Here is a 19,516-nt window from a genome sequence, read left to right on the forward strand (position 1 = left end):
AAGCGGGCGGCGCGATGCAGGAAGAAGGAGCTCCCGGGCTGCGGCAGTCGGCGCGCTATCTCGCCGCGCTGCTGCGGCTCCTGCGTCCCGCGTGGGGCTCGCTCTTGAGGAGCGCGCTCCTGGGCCCGGTCATCACCGGGCTCTTGCTCATTCCGCCTTTCCTCACCCGGCTGTTGTTCGACCACGTGTCGTCCCCTCGGGACCTGGGGCTTCTGCACGTGCTGGTGCTGAGCATCCTCGCCGCGTCGGTGGCGGCGGCGCTCGTGGAGTCACTGTTCGGCTACTACTCCGCGTACCTCACGGTGAAGCTGGAGAGCTCCGCCACGCTCTATCTCTTCAACCACCTGCAGCACCTGCCGGACCGCTTCTTCTCCCGGCGTCAGGTGGGTGAGCTCACCAGCCGCTTCGACGACGCGAAGGCTGGCATGGCCCTGGTGCTGGGGTTGATCCGGCTCGTCTTCTCGCAGCTCACCTTCCTGGTCGTCATCCCCTTCACCCTGGCGTCGCTGCACTGGGAGCTGGCGCTGGCCGCCGTGGCCACGCTGCCCTTCGTGGTGGCGGTGCCGCTCGTCATCGGCCGCGCCATGGGGATGGCCTGGCAGGAGGTGATGGGCGTGCACGGCGCCCTCCAGGCGCTCCAGGTGGAGACGCTGCGGCAGAGCCGCACGACGAAGGTGCTGGCGATGGAGCCGTTCATCTACCAGCGCGCGGCGGGGCTGATGCGGTCCGTGCTGCGGGCGCACCTGCGGGCCCACGGAGTGGAGGGGCTGATGCGGCTGTTCGAGCGCACGGTCGAGGCCGCGCAGACGGCGCTGTTCACCTGGCTGGGTTGGCGGCTCATCATCCAGGGGAAGCTGACGCTGGGCGGCTTCGTGGCCTTCGTGGCGTATGCCGCGTACCTGCGCGGGCCGGTCATCGAGGCCATCGGCTTCGTCACCGGCCTGCAGCAGCGAGGGGTCCACCTGCGCCGCTTCTTCGAGTACCTGCACGAGGCGCCGGAGCAGGACCCGGCCCGCTCGCTGACGCCGCCGGCTCCGCTGACCCAGCGGCTCTCTGGCGGGGTGGAGCTGGAGGACGTGTCCTTCGGCTACCTGCCCGGACAGGACGTGCTGCGCGAGGTGAGCGCGCGCATCCGGCCCGGCGCGGTGGTGACCATCGTCGGCTCCAGCGGCTCCGGGAAGACGACGCTCGCGAGGATGCTGACGCGGCTGGAGGAGCCGGGCCGGGGGCGCGTGCTGTTCGACGGGAAGGACGCGCGGACGCTGGAGCTGTCCGACCTGCGCCGGCAGCTCGCGGTGGTGTGGCAGGACGTGGAGCTGTACCACGGCACCGTGCGCGACAACCTCACCCTGGGGCTCCCCGCCGTGAGCGAGGAGGACCTGCGGCAGGCCGTGCGGCTGTGCGCGCTGGAGTCCGTCCTCGCCGCGCTGCCGCAGGGCTTCGACACGCCGGTGGCAGAGGCGGGCGCGAGCCTCTCCGGCGGACAGCGGCAGCGGCTGGCGCTGGCCCGGGCGGTGCTCCGCGACGCGCCCGTGCTGTTGTTGGACGAAGCCACCTCGCAGCTCGACGTGGAGACGGAGTCCGCCATCGTGCGGGCTCTGCTCGCGCGGGCCCGGGAGCGCGGACAGACGGTGGTGTTCATCACGCACCGGCTGGCCAACGCGCCCCTGGCCGACGAGGTGTGGATGCTCGCGGGAGGCCGGCTGGTGGGACAGGGGCCGCACACGGAGCTGCTCGCGCGCTGCGCGCCGTATCAGCGGCTGTTCCGTGCGGGCATGGGCGAGGCGGACGCCGCCTGACGCGGCGGAAAGGAAGGGTCCCGGTCATGGCGAACGAACTCCCACGCCCCACCGCGCAGCCGCTGCCCTCGCGGCTGCCGCTCCTGGAGGACCCGGACCACGCCGGCCTCTTCGTCGTGCGGCGCATTGGCACGCTCACGTTGCTGCTCATTTTGGTGCTCGGCGCGGGGATGGTGCTCGCGGGTTCGCTCGTGCACCTGACCGTGTCCGTTCCGGACGCCGTCCCGCCCCGCACGGAGTCCGTGTCGCTGGGCACCTATGTGTTCCGGCAGCTGAAGCTCTGGAGCCCTTCGCGGCAGGGAGGCACCTCGCCGTGAAGAAGGTGGGCATCATCGACAGCGGCGTGGAGGTGGCCTTCCTGCGCGAGCACGCGATGCACCTCGCGGGAGCGGCCACCTTCTCGCTCGACCTGGACGCGCAGGTGCTGGAGGCGCGCGCCTACGAACGGGAGGAGCTGGAGGCGTGGCGGGACGGCACGGGCACGCTGGACCTGGAGGACACGCACGGGCACGGCACGGCCGTCCTGAGCATCCTCTACGACCAGGTCCGTCCCTGGCCGGACGTGGAGGTCTACGTCGCCCGCGTCCTCGACCAGAACATCCGAGGACACTCGCTGTGCCTGGTGGAGGCGATGGGGTGGATGCTCGATGAGGTGGGCGTGGACGTGCTCAACCTGAGCCTGGGCACGACCCACCGCGCGCTGGAGGCATCCATGCGGGAGGTCACGAACCGCGCGGCGGCACGGGGTGCCATCATCGCCTCCTCCGCGGGCGGCATGCCCACCCTGCCCGCGCAGCTTGAATCCGTGGTGTCCGTGGGCGACCCCGCCCTCATGGAGCGCGTGGGCACGGACGTGAAGGTGGACCACGTCGTGAAGGAGCGGGAGGTGAAGCTCTACATGGGCGGCCACTGGATGCAGGTGCCCATGACGACCAGCTTCGCCTGCGCGGTGGCGGTGGCCGAGGTGCTGCGCGAGGGACCGCCTCCGGGCTGGCGGCGCAAGCCCGGCTGAAGCACCTCACGGCGCGGATGCATCCTGGGTGGGCGGCGTCACCTCCATGGCCACGTCGCCCAGGTCCAGCACGTCACCGTCCTTCATCTTCAACGGCCGGCGCAGACGCCCCTGCGAAGGGCCGCCCAGGATGAGGAGGACGCGTTCGCCCGCGCGCACCCCGCCGAGGGAGAAGCGGCCCTCCGCGTTGGAGATGTGCTCCATCAAGGGCTCCTCCCCCTCGATGAAGACGAACGCGCCAGAGACGGGCGTCTTCGTGGCCGCGTCCACCACCCGGCCCCGAACGGTGCCGGAGGCCTCCAGGGGAATGTCCACTTCGAGCACCGCGCCCGTGGAGGGAGAAGCCGTGGTCTCGCCGATGGAGCCATCCACCGTGCGCGCCGTCAACTTCACGGGGTCGGGCGGGACGTCGCGTAACTCGAAGCGGTCGCCGGAGAACTCGAAGGGGCCTTCGCCGTTGGGCAAGTAGCCCTTCTGGAGCCGGAGCGAGAGGGTGAAGCCGCGAACGGGCTCTCCCTTGCGCACCACGCGGCCGCGAAGGAAGGCCGAAGGCCTCAGCCGCACCACCACCTCCTTTTCGAGGGTGATGGGCACGGGCTCGCTCGATCGTCCTCCATTGCGCGCGACCAACAGCGCGCGGTCCGGGTGGGTGAACCCCGGTCGGAAGGAAACAGTGAAGCGCCCCTCCACATCCGTGGGTGTCATCGACAGGGGGACGCCCTTTCCTTCCGCGGCCGTGAGGGTGATGAAGGCGTGGGGCGACGGCGAGCCATCCGGCTCCAGGACGACACCCCGGTACGCGCGCTCCTCGGGCGGTTCCTCCCAGATGAACTCGACCTGGGCCGTCCGTCCCGCCTCCACGCGCACCTGCTCCTGCTTGCCCTGAACGAAACGACCGCGCGCCGCGAGCGTGGCCGTGTAGGCGCCGGCGGGAAGGGTCATCCGGAAGACCCCGTCCGCGCCCACGGCGGTACTGCCGAGGGTCATCCCAGTGGCCCCCGGCTGCCTGTCCGCCATGGCCGTCACCTCCAGCTGACCCTCCGAGAGGTCTCCACGGGCCGCGCGCACCCTGCCCTCGAGGGTCCCCGTGCCATCCAGGGTGAAGTCCGCCCGGGCCGTGCGGTTCTCCTCCACGGAGACGGTCTGGCGGATGCCCGCCGTCGTCCCATCCTGGCTCGCGGAGAGGGACAGGATGCCCGTGGCGATTCCCTCGAGCCGGTAGTGGCCGTCCGCGTTCGTGCGGGCCTCGATGGAGCTCAATTCCATTCCCCGGCTCCAGCCGTTGACGCCGGAGATCCGGGCCGCGGCCACCGGCGCTCCGTTCCGGTCTCGCACCTGGCCCTCCACCGCGCCGGTGCCCGAGAGCTGAAGTTCCACGGGAAAGCGTTCGCCCTGCCTGACCGTCAGGCCCCGGCGCATGGCGGGCGAGTAGCCCGAGGCCGTGACCTTCGCGTCGTAGCCGCCGGGGGCAAGCCCCCGCACGAGGAAGTGCCCCTCCGCGTCCGACACGGCGACGCCGGGGTCCGCGTCCCCGCCGGAGCGGCTGACGTCGACGCGCGCTCCCTCCACCGGCTTGCGCGAAAGCGCCTCGACGACGCGGCCCTCCAGCACCGCGCCCGGTCCCAGCTGGATGCTCACGTCGCGCACGGTGCGGCCCGCTGCGCAGAGCACTGGCAGGTCAAGCGCGCCGGACTCCTCGCCGCGCCGCGCGGACAGGAGATGGGAGCCGGGCTCCACCTCCACGGAGAAGCCGCCCTGCGCGCCCGTCGTCACCACCTGCGAGGCGCTGCCGCCGACCCGCACCTCGGCGTCCGCGGCCGGCAGGCCCTTCGAGTCCACGACGAAGCCCTCGATGACGCTCGCCAGCCGGAGCGCCAACGTCAGCGGGCCTTCCGTGGGGATGAGCAGACGGCCCAGCACCAGGCGCGCGTAGCCGGGGGCGCGGGCCTCCAGCTTGTAGGTGCCCGGGGTGAGTCCGTCGATGCGGAAGTTCCCCCGCTCGTCGCTCGTGGCATAGACGCGCTCGTCGTCGGGAGCATCCGGGCGCTGCCAGGTCTCCAGGTCATGGGCGTGCGCCGTGAGGACGATCTCCACGAGCGGTAACGGTTCATTCGTTCCGCGCACCACCGTGCGGCCCGCGAGTGATTGCGCGGGCTCCAGGGAGATCCGCAGCGCCGTGCGCGACTCGCCGAGCGGGCGGGACACGTCATGCAGCAGAGGGGTCCGGCCCGGAGCGCGCACCGCCACGAGATAGCGCCCGGGCCCGGAGGCAAGCCGGACGTGGCCTTGCGGATCCGTGACCCCAGAGCCCATCAGCGTCCAGGTGGACGCCCGCGCCCCCCGTGCGTAGAGCCGCACGGTGGTTCCGAGTGAAGGCTTTCCATCGGACAGCACCTCCACGTCCAGGACGCCATCCGCTTCGCTCGGGGACCGCGCCGCCGGGAGTTTCTCCACAGGGTCGGAGCGCTCCGGTGTGGGCACGGGGTTCGCGGGGCGCTTCCGCGTAAGCGTGGCGTCCGCGGTGCCCTCCGGCGCGTCCGGTCCTCCTGAACGCAGCGCCCAGAACAGCACGAGGCCGCACGCGACCAGGACCGCCACTCCACCGATGAGCCACCTGCGCATGCCCGCCGTCCTCGCCCCCGCCTCCGTGGGGCACATGGCCACCAGTATCCCCCGAAGCCGCGTGCACGTCCCGCCCCAGACTCCATGCCCCGGGTCGTGTCCCGGATGCTTCCGCGCGCCACATGACAGGTGCCGCACAGGTCCTGCCAGGTCGTTGGGTCCGCCCGTGGCCGCGTGCCACACTTTCTCCATGGCTGACACGCTGCCCACGGACGCAGCCCCTCCTCCCAGCGGCATCGAGCGCCGCAAGTTCCTCACGTGGCTGGTGGCCTCGCCCACGTTGATGATCGCGGCCCGGCTCGCGCTCGACGTCCCCTCCGCAGAGGCTTCGGAGCCTTCGGCGGCCCCGGAAGAAACGCCGCTCAATCTCTACGTCGCAGTCCGGACCGATGGCCGCGTCACCGCCACCCTGCCTCGCACGGAGATGGGCCAGGGCATCACCACCGCCGTGGCCATGCTCGTTGCCGAGGAGCTCGACACGGGCCTTGATGCCGTGGACGTGCACACCGCCGACGCGGATCCGCGATGGCTCATCCAGCTCACCGGGCTGTCCTCGACGATGCGCTACCTGACCGGTCCGCTCCGCGCCGCCGCGGCGGAGGCCCGGGCACGGCTGGTCACCGCCGCCGCGCACCGCTGGCGGGTGCTGGCCCTCACGCTCACCACCGCGCAGGGCGAGGTGCGCGCTCCCGACGGCCGCAGGCTCGGCTACGGCGAGCTGGCGGAGGACGCCGCTCGCGTGCTGCTGCCAGAGGTCTTGCCGCTGCCGAAGTCTCCGAGCAAGTACACCGTGGTCGGTCAGCCCACGGGACGCGTCGACGCACGGGACATCGTCACCGGCGCAGCGCGCTTCACCCTGGACCTGGACATCCCGGACGCGGTGCCCACGGTGGTGGCGCGGCCTCCCACGCTGCTCGGCAAGGTCCAGTCCTTCAATGCCTCCACGGCCCGGGCCCTGCCTGGCGTGGTGGGCGTGGTGCAGATCCCTTCAGGCATCGCGGTGGCGGCGCGGACGTACTCGCAGGCCTTCGCCGCTCGCGACGCCTTGCAGATCACCTGGACCCCCGGCCCGGCCAGCCACCTCTCCGACGCCAACATCCGGACCCGGCTGCGTGACGCCATCGGTCCCCGGCCGCTGCCTCCGCTGCTCACGACCCGGGTCGTGGAGGGGCGCTTCGACTTCCCCTATCTCGCGCACGCGCCCATGGAGACACAGAGCTGCGTGGCGCGTGTAACGACAGACACCGCGGAGGTCTGGTCCGGCGTCCAGGATCCGAAGTTCGCGCGGAGCCAGGTCGCCGCGGCACTGGGATGGGCGCTCACTCCGCAGCGGGTCACCGTGCATCCCATCCGCGCTGGCGGAGGCTTCGGCCGGCGCTTCTTCACCGAAGCCGCCGTGGAGGCCGCGCTCATCTCGCGCTCTCTCGGGCATCCGGTGAAGCTGATGTGGAGCCGCAACGATGAGATGCGCCACGGGCACTACCGGCCCGCGAGCCACCACCGCATCCTCGCCTCGCTGGGGCCCGGCGGCTCCATCCTCGGCTGGCAACACCGCGCCGCCATCCCCACCGTGGAGTTCCCCCACGGCTTCGGAGACCTGCTCACCTCCCTGGTCGGTCAGGTCCTGCCGGACGTCACGAGCGCGGTGTTCTTCGCGCTGACACAGCACGTCCCCTATCAGTTCGGCTGGGTGGCGCAGGAGCTGGCCGAAGTGCCGCTCCCGATTCCCACCGCGTCCTTCCGCTCCGTCTTCACCAGCCAGGTGGGCGTGGCCAACGAAATCTTCGTCGACCAGCTGGCCCGCGAGCTCCAGAAAGACCCCGTGGAACTGCGGCGCTCCCGCCTCACGTCGCGCAGGCTCAAGGCCGTGCTGGAGCGGGTGGTGCTCGAAGGTGCCTGGGGCCGCGCGCTGCCTCCTGGCGTCGCGCAAGGCGTCGCCGTGCTGGAGGAGTGGGACAGCGCCATCGCCCACCTCGTCGAGGTGGATGTCACAAGCGGGACGCCGCGCGTGCTGCGCGTGGTCATCGCCGCGGACGTGGGCCTGGCCATCAACCCGAAGGGCATCGAGGCCCAGCTCCAGGGCGCCGCGATGGACGCGATGTCCACCACGCTGAGCGCCGGGCTCCACATCGACGCGGGCGCCGTGCGCGAGGGCAGCTTCGCGGACTACCGGTGGCTGCGGATGAAGCACGCCCCCGCCTCCATCCAGGTGCACCTCGTGCGCTCCGACGACCGCGTGGGCGGCGTGGGAGAGCTGGGCTACCCCAGCGCGGCGGCGGCCCTGGCCAATGCCATTGCCCGGGCGACGGGCACCATGCCCACGCGCTTTCCCATCCTCGACGAGGGAGTCTGACCATGCCGGCCCATTCCTTCCTCCTCAACGGTCAACCGGTGTCGGTGGACTCGCCCGCGGACCTGCCCCTGCTGTGGGTGCTCCGCGACGTGCTGGGCGTCACGGGCCCCAAGTACGGCTGCGGCGTGGGCGTCTGCGGCGCGTGCACCAGCCACCTGGACGGCGAAGCCTTCCGTCCCTGCCTCCACCCCGTGGGCGACATCGCGGGCCGCGAGGTGAAGACCATCGAGGGACTCGCGGATGCGTCCGGACTGCACCCCGTGCAGGAGGCGTGGATCGCCGAGGACGTGGCCCAGTGCGGCTTCTGCCAGCCGGGGCAGATCATGGCCGCGGTCGCGCTGCTGCGAAGAAACCCCCAACCGTCCGACGCGGACATCGACGCGGCCATGAGCGACAACGTCTGCCGCTGCGGCACCTATGTCCGCATCCGCGCCGCCATCCACCGCGCGGCGCTGCTGCTGCGGAATGGCGCGGCCCCACGGTAGCTACCGGGGCGCGGGCCGGAACCACGTGGGCTCGGAGCGGACCGTCGTGCCGCCCGTGAACATGCCGCCGGTGAAGAAGGCGTCCTCGAAGAAGTGGTACGGGTGGACGAGCTCCGGGCGGCTGACGGCCTCCAGCTTCGCGGCGAGCGCGTCGGGAATCCGCACGTCGAGCGCATGCAGGTTCGCCTCCAGCTGCTCCATCCGCGTCGCGCCGATGAGGGTGGACGCCACGCCGGGCCGCCTCGTCACCCACGCGAGCGCCACCTGCGCGGGCGACCGGTCCAGCTCTGTCGCCACCTCGCGCAGCGCGTCCACGATGGCCCAGTTGCGCTCGGTGAAGAGCTTCTCGAAGCCCGGGTTGCCTCCGCCCTGGATGGACGGCAGCCGCCCCTCGCCCTTCGCCTGCGTGCCCTCGCGGGTGTACTTGCCGGACAGGAGCCCCGACGCCAGCGGGCTCCAGGGCGTGATGGACGCGCCCAGCGCCAGCGCCGCGGGGATGTGCTCGCGCTCGATGTTGCGCTCCACCAGCGAGTACTCCAGCTGCAACGCGGCGACGCGCTCCCAGCCCTCCTGCTCCGCCAGCGACTGCGCACGGGCGAAGTACCAGGCCGGCACATCCGACAGGCCGATGTAGCGGACCTTGCCCTCGCGCACGAGCCCATCGAGCGTGCGCATCACCTCCTCCACCGGCGTCATGCCATCCCACGCATGCAGCCAGTACAGGTCCACGTAGTCCGTCTTCAGCCGCCGCAGTGAACCCTCCAGCGCGCGGCGGATGTTCTTGCGGCCGTTGCCACCCGCGTTCGGATCCCCGGGCCAGGTGTTGATGGTGAACTTCGTCGCGATGACCGCGCGGTCGCGGCCACCCGCCTGGGCGAAATAGTCCCCGATGATGGCCTCGCTGGAGCCGCCCGTGTAGCCGTCCGCGGTGTCCACGAAGTTGCCACCCGCCTCCAGGTAGCGGGCGAGGATGCGCCAGGCGGTGTCCTTGGGGCTGCCCCAGCCCCACTCGGTGCCGAAGGTCATGGCGCCCAGGCACAGCGGGCTCACCCGCAGGCCACTGCGGCCCAGCAGGTGGTACTGCGCCAGCGAATCGATGCGTGCGGTCGTCGTCATGGAATGCCCCCGTGTTGGATGCGCACAAGGTGCCGTCCGGAAGCCGCCGGATGAAGACGCGGAAGTTGCAGGGACTGTTTAGACTTTCTTCGAAATGGCCCTGACACCCCTCAATGCCCTGACCGTGTTCGTCACCGTCGCCCGCCGGCGCAGCTTCACTCAGGCCGCGAAGGAGCTGGGCGTGTCCTCGTCCGCGGTGAGCCAGGCGGTGCGCCAGTTGGAGGAGAAGCTGGGACAGGCGCTGCTCGCCCGCACCACGCGCAGCGTGTCCCTCACGGAGGCGGGACAGCGGCTTCTGGACGAAGCGGGCCCGGGCCTTCAGTCCGCGCTGGCGGCGCTCGAACACCTGGCCGCCGGGGAGACCCCGGAGATGACGGGTTCGCTGAACCTGTCGGTGCCGGCGTTCTCGGTGCCAATCGCGGTGGAGCCGGTTCTGCCGCGCTTCGTCGCGGCCCATTCGCACGTGCGCATACATGTGTCCGTGCAGGACGGGTTCGTGGACATCGTGAAGGAGGGCTATGACGCGGGCATCCGGCTCTCGGAGGCCGTGCAGCGCGACATGGTCCAGGTGCGCCTCACGCCCGCCTTCCGCTTCCTCGTCGTGGGCGCGCCCGCGTACTTCGAAAGGCATGGGGCGCCCCGGCATCCCCGGGACCTGGGCAGCCACACCTGCCTGGGCTACCGCGCGCCCTCGACGGGGCTGCCCTACCACTGGGAGTTCGAGCAGGGGACGAAGGAGCTCACCGTACCGGTGAAGGGACCTCTCACGTCGGACAGCGCCTCCCTACTCATGAACATGGCCCGCGAGGGCCTGGGGCTCACCTACGTCGCGGAGATTCAAGCGGCGGCCGCGCTGCGCTCCGGCGCGCTGCGGCCCGTGCTGGAGGACTGGGCACCGCTCGTCCCCGGCCTCTTCCTGTACTACCCCCACCGAGCGCGGGCCTCGCGTCCGCTGAGGGCCTTCATCGAGCTGGCGCGGGAGCTGCTCCCCCGCCGCTGAGGCGGGCGTGGTCGCTCGACTCCCAAGTGGACAGGCGGGCATGCTGCACGCCGCCGAGTCCCCTTCTCGCGGACTGTTATGGCGGAAGTCGGGCCGGTCCCACATCGAAAGGACAGGAACATGGCGCAGCACGGACAGCGTGTCGGTCTCTTCATGACGCTCACGATGGCGGCGGCCCTGCTGGGCGCACCCACCTACGCGGCGGACCCGGCGAAGAAGCCCAAGGCCTCCACTTCAGCGAAGGCGGATGCCGGAGTCGAAGGCAAGGACGCTGGCACCGCCGCCACGCCGGAGAAGGACAGCAGCGATTCCCAGGGCGCGGGCCGCTGTACGGGCAAGGCGCACTTCTGCGGTGTGTTCTCCCAGGTCTACTGCAGCAGCCAACCTGGATGTGCCTACATGTTTGGGTCCAATATGTGCGGCGGCGTGGCCATTGCGTGCGAGAAGGCCACCAACGAAGCGTTCTGCAAGAAGATCAAGGGCTGCTCCTGGAAGTAGCCCGCTCGCACTGACGGGGGACTCCATGCCGAAGCGCGAATTCGACGAGGGTATCGACACCGCAACCCTTCCTCGCATCTCCATCCTGTTCATCCCCTTCGACGCCGCGAAGAAGTTCTACAAGGCCAACACCACCAAGGGCGTGCAGGGGCTGAGCGCGTCGGTGGATGGCACGGGTGCGAGGACGGACGGGAAGAGCCTCGCGAATCCGCTCGTCCCCAGCATGGCCGCCAGCGCGTTCCTGGATGGGCCGGACATCGCCGCGAAGCTCGCGGACATCGTGCAGCAGGAGTGCGACCTCATCCGCAACATGCACGTCCGCGACGACGACTATGACGACAACCTCCAGTCCTGGCTGGAGAGCAACGGCCCCCAGGCGGCGGACACGTCCCGGTGGAGCGACCGGCGCAAGAACCGCATCGAGCGGAACCTGCGCGGTTACAAGCACTACCCCGTCTTCATCTTCCTGTCGGAGAACCCGACGGGCTCGCCCTTCCCGGACCGCATCGACCCCTCCGGCCTGGGCATGGCCTACGTCCGCAAGCACCTGATTGACCACGCGACGGTCAAGGGCATCAAGCACGTCAACGAGATTGCCCTCTACCTGCGGGAGGACATCGACGAGCAGTTGGACAACGTGAAGGAAGACGGCTTCTACCTGGAGGCCACCACGCTCACGCGGAATACGTCGTCCATCCAGACGAAGCTGAAGTCCAAGGACGAGTACATCCTCAAGGTGACGCTCGGGAACCGGTATGGCTATTCGGTGACGGTGGCCGGGGTGCACCTGCGCGCGTCGCTCACCGGCTCCAATTCCCAGGAGCGGCAGGTGGAGCGCAATGCCTTGCAGGCCTTCTGCAAGGCCGAGGGCATCCAGGTGATGGTGGGCGACTTCAACATGGACCTCCAGGAGACGGCCCAGGGCAGCCGGGGCGTCTACTTCGACGGCCAGCAGGAGACGCAGCCCACGTACATGCTGGCCCTCAAGAGCACGGAGGCCATCCCGCTCTTCCAGCAGCAGTATTCGAACTCCGCCGGCAACGCCCACTACATGGGCTACTACCAGTCGGACGTGGATTTCCTGGAGCTGTCCGGCCCCGGCATGTTCGGCCTGATGGGCGCCAGCGGCTCCCGGCACCTGAAGTCCGAGGGCAAGTACTACTCGGACCACCCATCCATCTACCTGCAGGTGAAGTCCACGCGCCTGACCACCGAGGCGCGCGACAAGATCTTCCGCCGGAAGATCTTCCGCGCCGCGAATCCCAATCAGTAGGGCCCGCGCGCGTCAGTAGACGTACGGCGAGCGGCGCGCCCACTCCGTCTTGCCGTACTGCTTGTGGAGGAAGGCGAAGGCCTTCTTCGCCTCCGGGGTGTTCTGGCCGCAGCCCCGCTTGCTGGAGCGGACCGCGCGGAACAGCGCGATGGGCGAGCGCGGATCCTCCGGGTGCGCCTTCGCCCAGTCCAGCGCCACGCGGGAGAAGAAGGCCACGGAGGAGCCCGCCTCGTTGAGGGCCTTCCACTCCGCGGCGGCGTCCGCCCGCTCCTCCGGGCTCGCGAAGGGGAGCGGCGTCTTCAGCGGATCCTCCAGGTTCTTCGGCCCCGGCACGCACCAGCCGTTGCGGTACCAGCTCAAGTCCTCCGTCAGGTCGAGCTTCGGGGAGACGTTGGCCAGACGATCCCTGGCGGGCTCCACCCTCGCGGAGACGATGGGCAGCCCCATGATCAGCAGCCGCGCGTCGAACCGACGCTCCTCCGCCGTGGGCCGTCCCACGATGGCCAGCAGCTCCGCGCGCGCCTTGGGCTCCGTCTCCGCGAGCGTGGTCGCCTGGGCCGTGAGCATCGCGTCGTCTCCCACCACCGCGGCGCGGGCGAACACGGCCCACGACAGCTGCCGGCGCAGCTCGGGGGTCAACGACGGAAGCGCGGCCCACTCGCGCAACCGGCGCGTGGGGACGTGAGACTCCAGGAAGGTAGCCCGCGCAGCGCTGAGTCCCATGGGTGCGCTGCCGTCCTGCTGGGGTGCCAGGACGGACTCCTCCACCAGGAACTGGGCCGCGTTGCGCAGGGCCTCGTTCCAGTCATGCGCCAGGTGCAGCCGCTCCTCTCGCAAGGCGTTATCCGTGGAGAGCTGGTCGCGCACCTGCTCCGGGGGAATGGCGTCCAGCCGCGCCCGGGCCTCCGCCAGCTGACCCCGCTCCCGCAGCAGTTGCACGGAGCGCCACGCGAGCGTCATGCCCGCGGGGGACTCCACCGGCACCTTCCCCGCGTCCGCGAGCAGCGTGGACACCTCCGGCGAGTCCGCGCGGGCCGACAACAGCGCGAGCACGAGCCAGTGCTGATGCCCGGACTTCTTCCAGCGGGCCACGGCGGTTCCATGGGCCTTCGCGGGCCACGGCGCTTCCGGCACACCGGTCTCCTCCGGGGCGGGTGTGGACATGAGCCGGAGCCACTCGGAGAGCTCCGCCGCGCGAGGCTTCAACCCCGGGCAGGCGACAGCGTTGCCGTCCGCATCGGACTCCAGCGAGATGCCGGCCAGCTCCGACTCCAGCCCGGAGCCCGTGCCCTTCTCCAGCACCCGAGAGAACAGCTCGCACCGCCAGGTGGCCGGCGACAGGCGCAACCGCACGAGGGACAGCAGGCGCCGCGCGGGCCCGTGCACCTCGCGCAGCTTCGGATCCGCGAGCACCTTCTGGATGACCTCCTCCGCCCGGGCGAAGCGCGCGAGCGACGCCTCGTCCAACTTGCGCGCCTCGTAGAAGTCGTCCGGCTGTAGGAACAGCGCCTCGCGAACGCGGGTGCGCGCCACGAGGTACGCGCCGAGCACCCGGTAGGGAGAGTCCGCGGTGCTGGCGATGTTCTGGAAGGCCTCCGCCGCCGCGTCGAACTTCCCGCAGTACAGGTGCATGGCCGCGGCCTGGTAGTCGCGCTCGGCCTGTCTGCGCGTCTTCTCCCGGGGCGTCAGCGACTCCTCGATGCCCGGCGCCGGGTCGGCCAGGGTGCAACCCTTGCTGAAGACGTTGTCCTGGTTGCCCACCCACTCCTTCAGCAGGGCCGGACGCTGCTTCCATTCCTTCGCGAGCGCGCGGGCCGTGACCGCGGCGTGCAGGAAGGCATCACCGTGGATGTAGGCGTCGTTGGAGGCGTACACCAGCTGGTTGGCGTCCACCTGCGGCAGGTCCTTGGCGGGCACGACCTCCTGCCGGACGGCGGTCCATTGCTCACGGGCCCAGCTCGGGTCGGGCCCATAGCGGCCCTCCGCGTCCGTCCAACCCACCACCAGGTGCTTCTGCTCCTCCGCCGTGGTGGGGATGCCCATCATCGTTCGAAAGGCGAAGGCGAGGTACGGCGGGTCGAAGGTGCGGCGGAGGATGCCCAGGCGTCCGGCGGCGTAGTTGCTGAAGGGCCGGTCGGGATTGTCCACGACGGAGAAGCGGGGCGCGGGCCCGAAGTCGGGTCCGCAGGCATCGGCGATGACGGGAGGCAGCAGCACCGCGAGGCCCACGAGCCCCAGGACTGTTCTTGCGTTCTTCATGGTCGGGTCTCCGCCACGGCGCGAGCGAACGCATCGGGCGTCCACGGCCGGGGGTTGAAGAGATAGAGGGTCGAAACGCCGGGAGGCACGAGCTGCCACTCGTCCATGGCCAGGCCCATGCTGCCCGAGCACGGACGGGGCAGGCCGCGCGCGAACCGAGCACGCCAGACCGGCGCGTCCGGCCCCATGCGGAAGAGCTGCGGCACCACTTCATCCACGGGCGCGCGGGCAATCCAGCTGCCGGACACACACCACGACGCGAGCCCCGTGATGGACAGCGGCATCCCCGGAGGCAGGCGCGCGCGCAGCCGCTGGAGCATGTCGACGTAGGCGTCGTATTCCGAAGCGCGGGCATCGAAGTCGAGTTGCAACGCCGTCACGTCAGGGCGGCGTCGCGCGAGCGCATCCAGGCTCCCGGCCAGCGACTCCAGGCGCTCCGGACCGAAGCGCGCGAGCGAGCTTCCCGGAAGCATCTGCAACCGCACGGTGGCCTTCAACGAGACCCCCAGAGGAACCCGGAGCGGCTGCCTGCGAGGCACCAGGTGCTCGTCCTCGTCGGTGAGATCAATCGTCGCGAGCAGGAAGGCGACATCCACCGCGCGGCCTTCCAGGAAGCTCAGGTCCTCCGGCCGCTCCCACGCCCAGAGGACGAGCCGAGGCGGCGGAGACACCGCCGGTGGCATGGCCACGAACAGCGGCAGGCACAGCAGCGTGAGGACAGCAGTGGCCCGTAGGCCGCGCCGTGGGCCTTGTGCCGCGTGCGAATGAGACTGTTCGGGGAGCATCGCGGCCAGGAAGCCACGGCCGGGCACCCTGCCCGGCCGGCACTACGACACATAGCAACCCACGCGCCACCCGGTCATCCACGCGCGCTTGCGCCTACGGCTCAGGTCGTCCCGGTCGTGGCGCGAACTCCGACGCAGCGGGTGCCGCGCCCACCGCCCGCCTCACTTCCCCGCCTTGACCCCCAGCATCCGCAGCGCCAGCTCCGCGTGCAGGTCCGCCAGCGCGTCCACGTCCAGCGCGGGCGTGGGTTCGAACCAGTAGGGCAGCCGCAACCCCATGGCGGAGATGGCCGCGGCGACGACGCCCGCGTTCGGTACGGAGAACACGCCCTGCGCGCGCCCCCGTTCGATGACCGCCATCAGCAGCGCAGACGACTGCTCCCGCAGCGCCAGGGACGGCGCCGCCAGCTCCGGCGGCAGCGCATGGATTTCGTCGTTCACCACCACGGCCAGCTGCGGATGGGTCGCGTGCAGCTGCGTGTGCGCCCGGACCAGGGCCCGGAGCTGCTCCACCGGCTTCGCCCCCGCGCCGAGCAGCGCCGTGCGCAAGCCCTCGTGGTGCGCCTCGTGCCCCAGCCGCACCAGCTCCGCGAGCACGTGCTCCTTGGAGGGGAAGTGCGCGTAGAGCGCGCTGGGCCGCAGCTCCAGCTCCTTGGCCAGGTCCCGGATGGACGCGTCATGGAAGCCCCGGCTCGCGAAGAGCTGGAGCGCCGTCTCCAGGATGCGGCGACGCGTGCCGTCAGCCAGCGCCGAGGCCGGAAGCACCGCCTTGCGCGCACGAAGACGGGACGGGGAGGAAGACGCCATGGGAGCCACCTTGAAAAACGAACGGTCGTTCAGCTACGGTTCCACCGACCCTGGAAGCGTAGTCCAACCCCTCTCTGAACGGTCGTTCACCCGACGATGCCCACGTTCTCCCTTCCCGACGGCGTCACCCTGCACCTCCAGGAGTCCGGCGAGGGAGCGCCCATCCTGCTCCTCCACGGGCTGGGTTCGTCCGGCAGCGACTGGGAAGCGGTGGCGCCCCGGCTGTCCGCGCATCACCGCGTGCTGGTGCCGGACGCACGGGGCCACGGCCAGAGCGACAAGCCGGCGGGTGCGTATGGCGTGGCCCTCTTCGCGCGAGACATCGCCGCGCTGTGTGACGGGCTGGGGCTGACGCAGGTGCACGTCGTCGGCCTGTCCATGGGCGGGATGATGGGCTTCCAACTGGCGGTGGACCGGCCGGACCTGGTGCGCAGCCTGACCGTGGTCAACAGCGGGCCGGACATGGTAGCGCGCACGTTCCGCCGGAAGATGGAGTTCGCGGCGCGACTGCTGGTGTTGCGCCTGCTGGGTCCCCGCGGGCTGGCGAAGCGCGTGGCCCCGAGGCTGTTCCCCAAGCCGGAGCAGGAGGCCCTGCGCCAACGGGCCATCGAATCCCTGGGCGCCAACGCGCCGGACGTGTACCTGCGCGCGACAAAGGGGCTCGTCGGCTGGAGCGTCCAGGACCGGCTGAAGGACATCACCTGTCCCGTGCTCGTGCTGCACTCCGAACGGGACTACACGCCGCTGTCCACGAAGCAGGCCTACGTGGGCCAGCTCAAGGACGCATGGCTCCAAGTGCTGACGGATTCCGGGCATGCCGCGCCCGTGGATCAACCCGGACAGGTCGCTGACGCGGTGGAGCGGTTCCTCCGGGAAGTCGAGTCACCCGGGCGCATGACGCGTCCTGGCTGAAGCAGGAGGCAGACACATGTCGGTGACTCGGAAGGTCCAGGCCATGTCTCGCATGGCGGTGGCGGTGTGCGCGCTGTTCGCCGTGTTGGGAACCACGCAGGCCCGCGCGGGCGAGTGGGTCCACGGCGTCTATTCGAACGTCTGGGGCACCCGGAGCTACCAGCTCTGGGTCCCCACCGGCTACCAGCCCGGCGAGCCGCTCCCGCTCGTCGTGGGGCTGCATGGCTGTCTTCAGAACCCGGACCAGTTCGCGGGCCTGTCACGGCTGAACGCGAAGGCGGACGCGGAGAAGTTCCTGGTGCTCTATCCCAACCAGGCGATGTTCGCGAACGGCACCCAATGCTGGAACTTCATGTTCTCCTCCAACCAGGAGAGAGGCATTGGCGAGCCGTCGATCATCGTCGGCATGGTGGATTGGGTGAAGAGCAACTACACGGTGGACTCGCGCCGCGTCTATCTGGGCGGCGTCTCCGCGGGCGCGGTGATGACCAGCGTCCTGATGGCCTGCTACTCGGATGTGTTCACCGCGGGCATGGTGGGCGCGGGCGCCATGTACAAGGCGGCCACCACGGCGTCCGGCAGCCTCTATGCGATGACGTTCGGCAGCATCTATTCGCCGGATGACCGGGGCTATGACGCGTGGGCGTGCTCGGGCAAGCCGCGCCGGAAGGTGCCGGTGCTCGTGGTCCACGGCACGTCGGATGATGTCGTCAATCCCGTCAATGGACAGCAGGCCGCGCGCCAGTTCGTCCAGACGAACGACTACGGCGATGACGGCTCCAACAACAACAGCGTGTCCAACACCCCGGCCCGGGTGACGTCCGCTGTTTCACCGGGAGGCCGCAAGTACACCGTGAGGGACTACGTCTCCAACGGCGTGCTCCTGGTCCAGCACATCGAAATCCAGGGCATGGGTCACGCATGGCCCGGCGGTGACGGCGCCTTCCCGTTCGCGGACCCGGCGGGTCCCGACGGAACCACCATCATGTGGGACTTCTTCAAACAGCACTCCCGCTGAAGGGGCGCGGTCCGTCCGGCGGCTCCCGGACTACCCGGGAAGACGTGGACAGCCCATCCGCCGACATGTTGAGCTTGGGTCAAAGGCATCCATCGCCCGTACGCCCGAGACGCCGGTCCCATGTCCTTCTTCGAAGTGCTTTCACCGGTTCCACAGAAGATGGACATGGGGGGTGACCTCCCCCTGCGCTTCCGCACGCGTCCGCTGCTCGGCCAGGTCGTGTGGCCGCTGCTCGGGCTGGTGCTGCTGGTCGTGCTCCCCGCCGCCTACGCACTGGACCAGGGCCTGTCCCTGGCCCTGCTGCGCGAGCAATGGATGCTGCCGCTGGTGGGCGTCCTGGGCCTGTTCGTGACCGGGACGCTCATCGTGCGGTGCGTGACGACCCGCCTGGAGGTGTTGGTGACGGCCTCGGAGGTATCGATGCACGGTGGCGGGGCGCTGAGCGCCTTCACCTGGAGCGAGCCCCTGGCCCACTACGCCGGCCTCGACTGCGAGCGGCGTCACCACCCGGACTGGATTGGCGCGCAGGACGAGTACGGCATCGCGCTGACGCACCGGAAGAACCCGGAGCGCAACGTCGTCGTGCACTGGGGCCGCGATGCCCGGCGCTTCGAGGACCGGCTCGCGCGTTACGCCCAGCTCCTCCGGCTCCCCATCCGCCGGGAACAGCGCGCGCCCCTCGCGCAGCCGCGCGCCGCCCGCAGGTAACCGCTTCACGCAAGCCACGGGCGTTCGCCGACACGTCGGGAATCTCCGACGCCTCTTGACGCGTCGGATATTTCCGACGTATCAATCCGGGCCATGTCCGAACCGGATGTCTTTTCGGCGCTCTCCAATCCGGTGCGCCGGGAAATCCTGCTGCAGCTGCGCAAGGGGCCCCGCGCGGTGAACGACCTGGCGAGCGGCTTCAACCTGGGCCGGCCCGCCGTCTCCGAACATCTCCAGGTCCTGCGCAAGGCGCGGCTCGTCCGCGAGGAGCCGCGCGGCCGTGAGCGCTACTACCATCTGGATCCGCGTCCGCTGTCGGAGGTGGACGACTGGCTCAAGGCCTTCACGCACTACTGGAAGCAGCGGCTCGCCGCGCTCGAGGACGTGCTCGACGAGGAGTCACGCAAATGAATCCCCCCGCCGTCATCCAACTGGACCACGTGTATGCCCATCCGCCCTCCGCCGTGTGGAAGGCTTTGACGGACCCGGCGCTCCACGCGAAGTGGTGGGCCGCGGGCGACGTGCGCCCCGTCGTGGGCCACCGCTTCACGCTCGACATGGGGGCCTGGGGTCAGCAGCCCTGTGAGGTGGTCGCGGTGGAGCCGGAGAAACTGCTCCAGTATCGCTTCGCCACGGGGACGCTCGACACCACCCTCACCTGGCGGCTCGCGCCGGAGGGAACGGGGACGCGGCTCACGCTCGTCCACGAAGGCTTCAACCTGGACTCGCCCATGGGCCGCCGGGCCTTCGAAGGGATGAAGCCGGGCTGGCCGGGAGTGCTCGCACGGCTGGGCACCGCACTCGGCGCCTGAGTGCCCGACCCCTGAGACGAGGCGTGGACGCACGGGGGGAACGCGGATACAAGGCCG

At 70.4% G+C, this 19,516-nt stretch carries 18 protein-coding genes; 13 read left to right on the forward strand and 5 right to left on the reverse strand.

Annotated features, from left to right (window positions below; all coding sequences use genetic code 11):
• Positions 1 to 14: 14 nt before the first annotated feature.
• The 3 genes from GTZ93_RS34230 to GTZ93_RS34240 are packed head-to-tail and all read left to right on the forward strand — an operon-like array spanning position 15 to position 2,811.
• A complete protein-coding gene (locus GTZ93_RS34230; protein WP_161663229.1) occupies positions 15 to 1,799 on the forward strand; it encodes an ABC transporter ATP-binding protein in 1,785 nt (594 codons plus the stop codon).
• A gap of 26 nt (positions 1,800 to 1,825) precedes the next feature.
• Positions 1,826 to 2,116: a hypothetical protein gene (locus GTZ93_RS34235; RefSeq protein ID WP_120576775.1), complete on the forward strand. Its 291-nt coding sequence runs from the start codon at positions 1,826 to 1,828 to the stop codon at positions 2,114 to 2,116.
• Positions 2,113 to 2,811 carry a S8/S53 family peptidase gene (locus GTZ93_RS34240; RefSeq protein WP_139916036.1) on the forward strand — a complete coding sequence of 233 codons (699 nt, stop codon included), beginning with the start codon at positions 2,113 to 2,115 and terminating at the stop codon, positions 2,809 to 2,811. The genes GTZ93_RS34235 and GTZ93_RS34240 overlap by 4 nt, the downstream gene beginning before the upstream one ends.
• A gap of 6 nt (positions 2,812 to 2,817) precedes the next feature.
• Here GTZ93_RS34240 and GTZ93_RS34245 read toward each other — a convergent pair whose 3' ends face one another.
• Positions 2,818 to 5,433: a carboxypeptidase regulatory-like domain-containing protein gene (locus GTZ93_RS34245; protein ID WP_161663230.1), complete on the reverse strand. Its 2,616-nt coding sequence runs from the start codon at positions 5,431 to 5,433 to the stop codon at positions 2,818 to 2,820.
• Between the two features lie 190 nt (positions 5,434 to 5,623).
• On the opposite strand from GTZ93_RS34245, the gene GTZ93_RS34250 reads away from it, so the two are divergent.
• Entirely contained in the window at positions 5,624 to 7,786 is a 2,163-nt protein-coding gene (locus tag GTZ93_RS34250) for a xanthine dehydrogenase family protein molybdopterin-binding subunit (protein ID WP_139916038.1), read from the forward strand.
• A gap of 2 nt (positions 7,787 to 7,788) precedes the next feature.
• Positions 7,789 to 8,271, forward strand: a complete 483-nt coding sequence (locus GTZ93_RS34255; protein WP_139916039.1) for a (2Fe-2S)-binding protein — start codon at positions 7,789 to 7,791, stop codon at positions 8,269 to 8,271.
• Here GTZ93_RS34255 and GTZ93_RS34260 read toward each other — a convergent pair whose 3' ends face one another.
• Positions 8,272 to 9,387 carry an aldo/keto reductase gene (locus GTZ93_RS34260; protein WP_139916040.1) on the reverse strand — a complete coding sequence of 372 codons (1,116 nt, stop codon included), beginning with the start codon at positions 9,385 to 9,387 and terminating at the stop codon, positions 8,272 to 8,274.
• A gap of 94 nt (positions 9,388 to 9,481) precedes the next feature.
• Here GTZ93_RS34260 and GTZ93_RS34265 point away from each other — a divergent pair, with 94 nt between their 5' ends.
• From GTZ93_RS34265 to GTZ93_RS34275, 3 genes are all read left to right on the forward strand, one after another.
• Positions 9,482 to 10,387 (forward strand): LysR family transcriptional regulator, encoded by a 906-nt coding sequence (locus tag GTZ93_RS34265; RefSeq protein ID WP_139916041.1) that lies wholly within the window; start codon positions 9,482 to 9,484, stop codon positions 10,385 to 10,387.
• Positions 10,388 to 10,507: 120 nt separating this feature from the next.
• On the forward strand, positions 10,508 to 10,885 hold the full coding sequence (locus tag GTZ93_RS34270) for a hypothetical protein (protein ID WP_139916042.1): 378 nt from the start codon (positions 10,508 to 10,510) through the stop codon (positions 10,883 to 10,885).
• A gap of 25 nt (positions 10,886 to 10,910) precedes the next feature.
• Positions 10,911 to 12,158 (forward strand): hypothetical protein, encoded by a 1,248-nt coding sequence (locus GTZ93_RS34275; protein ID WP_139916043.1) that lies wholly within the window; start codon positions 10,911 to 10,913, stop codon positions 12,156 to 12,158.
• Positions 12,159 to 12,170: 12 nt separating this feature from the next.
• Here GTZ93_RS34275 and GTZ93_RS34280 read toward each other — a convergent pair whose 3' ends face one another.
• The 3 genes from GTZ93_RS34280 to GTZ93_RS34290 form a co-directional block, all read right to left on the reverse strand.
• Positions 12,171 to 14,417: a hypothetical protein gene (locus GTZ93_RS34280; RefSeq protein WP_139916044.1), complete on the reverse strand. Its 2,247-nt coding sequence runs from the start codon at positions 14,415 to 14,417 to the stop codon at positions 12,171 to 12,173.
• Positions 14,414 to 15,202 carry a DUF3142 domain-containing protein gene (locus GTZ93_RS34285; RefSeq protein ID WP_139916045.1) on the reverse strand — a complete coding sequence of 263 codons (789 nt, stop codon included), beginning with the start codon at positions 15,200 to 15,202 and terminating at the stop codon, positions 14,414 to 14,416. The genes GTZ93_RS34280 and GTZ93_RS34285 overlap by 4 nt, the downstream gene beginning before the upstream one ends.
• 162 nt (positions 15,203 to 15,364) lie before the next feature.
• On the reverse strand, positions 15,365 to 16,009 hold the full coding sequence (locus GTZ93_RS34290) for a TetR/AcrR family transcriptional regulator (protein ID WP_121778527.1): 645 nt from the start codon (positions 16,007 to 16,009) through the stop codon (positions 15,365 to 15,367).
• Between the two features lie 96 nt (positions 16,010 to 16,105).
• On the opposite strand from GTZ93_RS34290, the gene GTZ93_RS34295 reads away from it, so the two are divergent.
• The 5 genes from GTZ93_RS34295 to GTZ93_RS34315 all read left to right on the forward strand — a co-directional run bounded on the left by GTZ93_RS34295 (position 16,106) and on the right by GTZ93_RS34315 (position 19,459).
• Entirely contained in the window at positions 16,106 to 16,921 is an 816-nt protein-coding gene (locus GTZ93_RS34295) for an alpha/beta fold hydrolase (RefSeq protein WP_139916046.1), read from the forward strand.
• A gap of 16 nt (positions 16,922 to 16,937) precedes the next feature.
• Positions 16,938 to 17,939, forward strand: coding sequence for an extracellular catalytic domain type 1 short-chain-length polyhydroxyalkanoate depolymerase (locus GTZ93_RS34300; protein ID WP_139916047.1), 1,002 nt, complete (start codon positions 16,938 to 16,940; stop codon positions 17,937 to 17,939).
• Between the two features lie 165 nt (positions 17,940 to 18,104).
• A complete protein-coding gene (locus GTZ93_RS34305) occupies positions 18,105 to 18,647 on the forward strand; it encodes a hypothetical protein (RefSeq protein WP_139916048.1) in 543 nt (180 codons plus the stop codon).
• Between the two features lie 93 nt (positions 18,648 to 18,740).
• Positions 18,741 to 19,058, forward strand: coding sequence for an ArsR/SmtB family transcription factor (locus GTZ93_RS34310; protein WP_120566657.1), 318 nt, complete (start codon positions 18,741 to 18,743; stop codon positions 19,056 to 19,058).
• Positions 19,055 to 19,459 carry an SRPBCC family protein gene (locus tag GTZ93_RS34315; protein WP_139916049.1) on the forward strand — a complete coding sequence of 135 codons (405 nt, stop codon included), beginning with the start codon at positions 19,055 to 19,057 and terminating at the stop codon, positions 19,457 to 19,459. Before GTZ93_RS34310 ends, GTZ93_RS34315 begins: the two co-directional genes overlap by 4 nt.
• Positions 19,460 to 19,516 lie beyond the last annotated feature (57 nt).

Source organism: Corallococcus exiguus, assembly GCF_009909105.1.
Classification (GTDB): Bacteria; Myxococcota; Myxococcia; order Myxococcales; family Myxococcaceae; genus Corallococcus; species Corallococcus exiguus.